The organism is Ferrimicrobium sp. (genome assembly GCF_027364955.1).
Taxonomy (GTDB): Bacteria; Actinomycetota; Acidimicrobiia; order Acidimicrobiales; family Acidimicrobiaceae; genus Ferrimicrobium.
The window spans coordinates 63,838-70,483 of the sequence record NZ_DAHXOI010000013.1 but is presented as its reverse complement, the minus strand read 5'-3'; the positions used below and the strand labels follow the sequence as shown (position 1 = coordinate 70,483).

Annotated in this window: 6 protein-coding genes; 5 read left to right on the top strand and 1 reads right to left on the bottom strand. The window is 55.1% G+C overall.

Annotated elements, in window-relative coordinates:
- Nucleotides 1-290: 290 nt before the first annotated feature.
- Nucleotides 291-827 carry a universal stress protein gene (locus tag M7Q83_RS09665; protein WP_298337993.1) on the bottom strand — a complete coding sequence of 179 codons (537 nt, stop codon included), beginning with the start codon at nt 825-827 and terminating at the stop codon, nt 291-293.
- A 299-nt stretch (nt 828-1,126) separates the two neighbouring features.
- Between M7Q83_RS09665 and M7Q83_RS09660 the strand changes: the two genes are divergently transcribed.
- The 5 genes from M7Q83_RS09660 (at nt 1,127) to M7Q83_RS09640 (ending at nt 6,617) form a co-directional block, all read left to right on the top strand.
- Nucleotides 1,127-2,497: a diacylglycerol kinase family protein gene (locus M7Q83_RS09660; protein ID WP_298337991.1), complete on the top strand. Its 1,371-nt coding sequence runs from the start codon at nt 1,127-1,129 to the stop codon at nt 2,495-2,497.
- 215 nt (nt 2,498-2,712) lie between these two features.
- Nucleotides 2,713-3,492, top strand: coding sequence for a glycosyltransferase family 2 protein (locus M7Q83_RS09655; protein ID WP_298337989.1), 780 nt, complete (start codon nt 2,713-2,715; stop codon nt 3,490-3,492).
- 17 nt (nt 3,493-3,509) lie between these two features.
- Nucleotides 3,510-4,424, top strand: a complete 915-nt coding sequence (locus tag M7Q83_RS09650; protein ID WP_298337987.1) for a hypothetical protein — start codon at nt 3,510-3,512, stop codon at nt 4,422-4,424.
- Complete coding sequence (locus M7Q83_RS09645; protein WP_298337984.1) at nt 4,424-5,416, top strand: NAD-dependent epimerase/dehydratase family protein; 993 nt, start codon at nt 4,424-4,426, stop codon at nt 5,414-5,416. The genes M7Q83_RS09650 and M7Q83_RS09645 overlap by 1 nt, the downstream gene beginning before the upstream one ends.
- Nucleotides 5,417-5,564: 148 nt before the next feature.
- Nucleotides 5,565-6,617: an MBL fold metallo-hydrolase gene (locus tag M7Q83_RS09640; RefSeq protein ID WP_298337982.1), complete on the top strand. Its 1,053-nt coding sequence runs from the start codon at nt 5,565-5,567 to the stop codon at nt 6,615-6,617.
- The last annotated feature ends 29 nt before the right edge of the window (nt 6,618-6,646 follow it).

The following is a 6,646-nucleotide window of genomic DNA, read 5'->3' as shown; positions in this document are numbered from 1 at the left end:
GGCTTTAAATCTATTCCAGGCCGCTCTGTACTTGATCCCATTCTTAGCGGCGTATTCCGAAAGTTTCATACTATCAGCATAGTACGGTTCGCCACAAAAGTTCCACAAATCGCCACATAATTATACTACTAGTTCAAACACCTTCTATCTCATCACGTATGTCTGATCGTGATACTCCAACCAACCCTGCTTGTCAAAGGCTACAAAGACTGCGCCATTCGACGTCCTGGCGAAGATTGCTAAGGTGTGGATCGGGTAGGTGAAGCCCTCCGGTACTTCTGGTCGATCTGCTATGCGTCCAGATTGATGATGATCACCGGGCAATCAACGCGTCGTTCGATTTGTGCAATGGTCGGACCAAGGTGGCGGTGTAATGTACGTCGCCTGCGGTGTAGGCCAACCATGATGGAGTCGATCGGGTACTCGCCACAGGTGTCAGCGATACCGATTCCAACGAACCCTCGTTCGACATCGCGTAGAAGTCCATGGGCGGGTATGTGGAGGGCGTCAAACCACGAAAGTGCATTGGCGATGATAGCATTCGCCTCCTCGATGGTATCGCGGAAATACTTGACTCTGTTGGCGAGTTCCCATTCACGGCAGTGGAGCACGACCACCTGTACTGCCATGCGGTTTGCTAACCTCGCGGTTGCCCAGAACAGTTTTGTTGAGTCAGTGGCTGCTGATCCCACTGGAATGAGGAGACGTAATGGCTTGTCTTCGGCGATAGATGTATCGCAGTATGCTTCTCCTAGTTGACATGGTGGTGTGGGAGCCTCGACTGTAGGCGGTTTGAAGCGAGATGTCGTTGGTCGCGCGCCAGCCATCACATACCAGGCTGATCATGAGCGACTATGCGGTGCTCAGAGGTTGTTCTGATTTCTCCGCTGGCGTCAGCGACCCGATCTTTGTCATGATTGATGATCACGATTTTGGTCACGATTGGAGAGTATCGGCATGCTGAGCGAGCTGATGGTGTTCTTTAAAATACATTGACGAGCGGAATAGCATCTTTGATACTCTGTTGATACTGGCCGGGTTGACAACGGCCCGGGCAGAACCACTAGTTTTGCCTACATGTTCACCCGGTGATAGGGCTCCTGCCTTCGTGGAAGGGTCTGGGTTGGTGGTGTTTCCTAGTGGTCTTGGCGGGGCCCAAGGCAATGGTTTGGTCGGAAATGCCCTGGAGAGGATATTCTGGGTTGCCATCATGGGTCCACAGAAACGAGACACAAGAAGATCGACGGACCTATGGGATGTGAGCAGTTATCTTCTCGCCGTGGTGGCTGTTAGCCGACTACTCCGTAGGGGTCGGCCACTCGCAGCGCAGACTGTTGGGGTCGCGGCGGTGGTGGGTTGCCTTGGGACGCGGCACCCAAGAGGTCTTTGGATCGGCCTTGCCTACGGGTTTGGTCGAGTAGCGCCACCGACACGCCTCCCACTCGCTCTTGCTGCCGGTGTCTTTGCGCTGCATGGATCCAGGACGCGTGGTTGGCGAGGTGATGTTGGTTGGTCGTTGATGGCGGCCGTTAGCGCTGGCGTAGCAGTGCGAGTTTGTGAGAAGTTTACGATGGGTCGGCGCAGTCCTTCTCGCGTATGCCAGCGGCCAAGAGTTGTTATCGTAGCCAATGTTGATTCCGGGTCGACCCGGCTCTTTCGACGGGCCCGCCGCATGCTCGATGCGAAGCGTGATGGTGGAACTGAGGTCGTCCTCGTAAAGGCTGGGGATCTTTGCGCTGCTATCGATGCCGCTACAAAGTTGGTAGGGCCAGCAGGCAGGGTTATCGCTGCCGGAGGTGATGGCACTATAGGGGCCGCTATCGCGAAGATCGCAGTTACGGACACGGAGCTCGGCATCCTTCCTACTGGCACTGGGAATGACATAGCTCGGTCGTTGGCGATTCCGCTATATCCAGAAGAGGCAGCGTTGGCTGCCAGTGGCGCGGCCTCCCGTGAGGTCGACATGCTCAGCACGAATCTGGGTGTGGCTGTACATGCTCTCAGTGTTGGTTTGGTAGCTGACTTCGCACAGAGGGTTCAAAATATTCATGGGTGGCGACGTCCATTGCTCTATCCGGTGGTTGCATTAGCCACGTGGCACGGGCGTCGATCGGTCGATCTGGAGGTGCTGGTCAACGGTCATGCGACAACCGAGAGATATCTCAACGTGGCAGTGGTCAATGCGCCCCGTATCGGGGGAAGGGTTGGGATCACTCTACCTAGCGGCGCTCCTGATGATGGTGTCGCTCAGCTAGTCATGATCTCGCGTGCGGCGTGGCGGATCGCGATTGGGGAGATTGGCAGTCTGTTTCGACAACGTGCACGTCGAGTGCCAAGACGTGCGATGATAGAAGAAGTGACGGAGCTACAGTTGCGTGCGACCCATCCGTTTATCGTTGCTCTTGATGGCGAACCCCGAGGTCCAGTCAGCCAACTAATGGTGGAACTGATTCCAAAGGCTTGCCGAGTGGCAGCGCCGACACCTCGGAAGCAGTAATCGGAGACCGGTGTTCGGCCAATGTGGTACGTTCGGTGATGGTTTGCTGGCTGCCTGATGGTGATGGTTCCAGCATGCGAACGCCACGATAGATCTGAGGAAGCGATCCCGGCTATTGAGTGATTCGTTGAGAACAGGCAACTCAACGGGGGTTGTAGCTCAGTGGTCGGTCCAAGCGTCAGGTGATTGATGGTCGTCGGGTACCATGCTTGTGGATGAATCAGCCAGGGAAGCGAGAAGAGATGCCGAAGGTGCCAAGTGCCCGCGAGTTTCAAGCGGCTACTGTCTTGTTGCCGGTGATGAATGAAACTGAGGCCTTAGAGCGGACGGTTGCCATTATCGAGGCCGAGGCTGGTGCCGACGTGTGCGAGTATCTCGTGCTCACTTCTCCTCGGACGAGCGAAGGCAGTTTAGCGGTGGTTGCTGGGCTGCAGTCGCAGTATGGAAGCCGTCTGCGGGTGCATCGGCAGTCCTTGCCTTTTCTCGGAGGGGCGATTCGTGAAGGTTTCATGATCGCAGAGGGTAGCCACGTCATCATGATGGCAAGCGATCTCGAGACCGATCCTCATGACGTCGTGACGATGATCGAGCGAGCCAAATCCTTGCCTCAAGCCGTCATCACGGCATCTCGCTGGGCGAATGGAGGCTCGTTTTCTGGCTACTCACCTATCAAGCTTGGGCTGAATAAGTTGTTCCAGGCCAGCTTCGCTGTGCTATATCAGACTTCGCTTACGGACATGACCTATGGCTATCGCCTTTTTCCTACCGCACTTGTGCGTGCGATTCGCTGGGAGGAGTTGCGGCACCCTTTCCTTTTGGAGACCATCGTCAAACCGCTACGGCTGGGTGTTCCTATCTATGAAATCCCTTCTCGATGGAGCGCTCGAACCGAGGGAGAGTCGTCAAACACCTTTTTGCGAACTTTTGTATACTTTCGGATCGGAATACGGACGAGATTGCAACCAGTTGCTGGCCTGTTGACTACGACACCCTAGCTACACTGCACCAAGTCATGATGAAGACCATAGTTACCACGACGATCAACCCGCCGACAGAGGCGATTCGCCGCTACGATGCCATGGAAGATTGGAATCTCATCGTCATTGGGGATCGAAAGACACCCACGGACTATCAGCTCAAGCGGGGACGGTACGTCTCGCCAGCGGATCAAGAACGCTATGATCACGAGCTTTCGGATGCTATCGGATGGAACTGCATTCAGCGCCGTAATTTCGGTATTCTGTTGGCGTATGAGATGGGCGCCGAGGTGATCGCGTTGATCGACGACGATAATATCCCACAAGCCAACTGGGGCAGCCAGGTATTGGTGGGATCCGAGGTCGAGGTGCGGTGGCATGCGACCAGCCTCGATGCTTTCGATCCCGTGGGGGCGACAAATTACCGGGCGCTCTGGCATCGTGGATATCCATTGGAGCTCTTGTCACAACGCCACTATGAGGAACCCGTGGTGCGACGAGTCAAGGTTGATGTCGATGCTGGATTCTGGAATGGTGATCCAGATATTGATGCGATTTGTCGCTTAGAGCATGCTCCAGAATGCGAGTTTGACCCCTCCTTCTTTCCCATCGCGAGTTCAGTGATGGCTCCTTTTAACTCTCAGAATACGATGCTGGCTCGGGAGGTGGTTCCGTGCTACTTTCTCTATCCGCACATCGGGAGGATGGATGATATCTGGGCTGCCTACTATGTTCAGGCGCATGGATTCCAGGCAGTCTTTAGCGAACCCTCGGTCTACCAGGATCGGAATGAACATGACCTCATCCGGGATTTGAAGGCGGAGATCATCGGCTACACCAACAATCTCTCGTTGATTCGGGATCTGAAGAGAGACCCCGAGTCCATCGTCGCGTATCTTCCGGGACCTGCCGTTCGTGCATGGGACCTTTACCGTAGGCACTTTCGCTAGTGCGCCGGGTGCTTATCACCGGTGGTGCCGGTTTCGTTGGACGGCATTTCACTCGCCACTTTCTCGATGCTGGGGATGAAGTCCATGTCGTTGATCCGATCGAGCCAGCGACCGGTGGTATCGATCCCTCAGACCGTTGGCCACTTTTTGATCCCCGCGAGTATGATCATTTCCATTTTTATCGGCAAGACTGTCGTGATTACTTTCGGGACAATCCCCTCGAATCATTCGAGCTCGTACTGCACTTGGCGGCCATGGTGGGTGGGCGGTTGATGATCGAGGCCAACCCATTAGCCATTGCTGATGATCTTTCGATCGATGCGCAATACTGGCAATGGGCTGCTGAGGCGCGACCAGCCAAGACCATCTGTTTCTCCTCGAGTGCTGCCTATCCCATCAAACTCCAACGAGAGAGCGGTTATGTACTGCTTTCAGAGGAGATGATTGACTTTGGCGATGATATTGGCATGCCAGACATGTCCTATGGTTGGGCCAAGTTGACCTGCGAGTATCTGGCCCGACTCGCGTATGAGCGTCATGGGCTCGCATCCGTGTGCTACCGTCCCTTCTCCGGGTACGGCGCCGACCAGGATGATAGCTATCCGTTCCCTTCCATCTGTAAACGCGCCTTGGCTGGATCACCTGGTGAACCTTTGGTTGTGTGGGGCAGTGGACGCCAGATGCGCGACTTTATTCACATCGATGATTGTGTTCGTGGTGTGATCGCCACCATGGATGCGATCGGTGATGGGGGAGCTGTCAACCTGTCAACCGGGCGTTTGACCAGTTTTCTTGAGTTTGCTCGTTTAGCTGTCCAAAGTTGTGGGTATGAAACCAATGTTGTCGGCCGTGATGATCGTCCCGTCGGTGTCTTTGCACGCGGTGGAGCGATCGACCTCCAGGACCAGCTCGGCTTTCGGGCAACCATCGGTTTTGAAACTGGTATCGCTGAAGCTATCGCCTACTATCGCGAAGTAGCTGGGGAGCGATAGATCCGCAGATCGGGTGCTTGTAGTTGGGGTATCAGATCGAATTCGGTGTTCATCCTTTTGCAACCTCTAGTGTCAGCGATTCGCACGGTGCGTGTCTTGTATCGGCCTCAAATCCCAGATAGGCTCGTTGAGGGATAGAGGAGTAGCGTTGAGTTTACAAGAGTCAGAGGATCCATCGTGGGATGCACCGGGTTGCTTTCAGGTGGCGGCAGATGTTTACCGTATTCCGCTGCCACTACCCCATGATGGTCTGCGGGCGGTTAATGTCTATGCGATCGTGGACGGAGATCGATTAGTAGTGATCGACTCTGGCCAACAGCTTGTGGTGGCGCGATCCGCTCTTGAACTAGCACTCAGAAGTCTGAACGCATCCCTCGGCGATATCAGCACGTTCCTCGTCACCCACATCCACCGTGATCATTACACGCAGGCAGTCGCTGTTCGGCGTGAGTTTGGGAATCGGATCTATCTTGGCGCCGGAGAGCGCGAGTCGATGAACCATGCCTCCCATCCCACCGGCAATCCCCTGCACGATCAGCTGGTGGAACTGGAACGCTGTGGGGCGAACGCGTTGGTGGCAAACATCAAGCCTTCGTCTGACACCGAAGATATTGCTGGCTCACTCTATGAAGAGCCCGATGTTTGGCTCCAGGAGGAGACGATCGAGCTTGTGAATCGGCAGTTGCGGGTCATCGCAACCCCTGGACATACGCGAGGACATGTCATCTTTTACGACGACAGCAGTCGATTGTTGTTCGCTGGAGATCATGTGCTTCCACACATCACCCCATCGATCGGGTTTGAACCACTGGTGTATCCGGATCCACTCGGTAACTATCTACGTTCGCTGCGACGCGTACGACATCTCCCCGAGGCCCATCTGCTTCCAGCCCACGGGATGCCTGCACCTGGGTTCTACCGTAGGGTCGATGAGTTGCTTGCTCATCACGATGATCGGCTGGGAGCTACCGAGGCTGCGGTGATCGAGGGGGCATCAAGTCCTTACGAAGTAGCGAGCGTTCTCCGTTGGACGCGACGGCGACGCCACTTGGTAGAACTTGACCCGTTCAATCAGATGTTAGCGGTGATGGAGACCAAATATCATCTCGAACTCCTCGCGATCCAGGGTCGGCTACGGCAGTCTCTTGTCGCGGGTACCTATCAATTCAAGGTCACGGGCCAAGAACCTCAGCATTCGTAACTTCCGTTTCACCAGAGATGAGCGTCCCC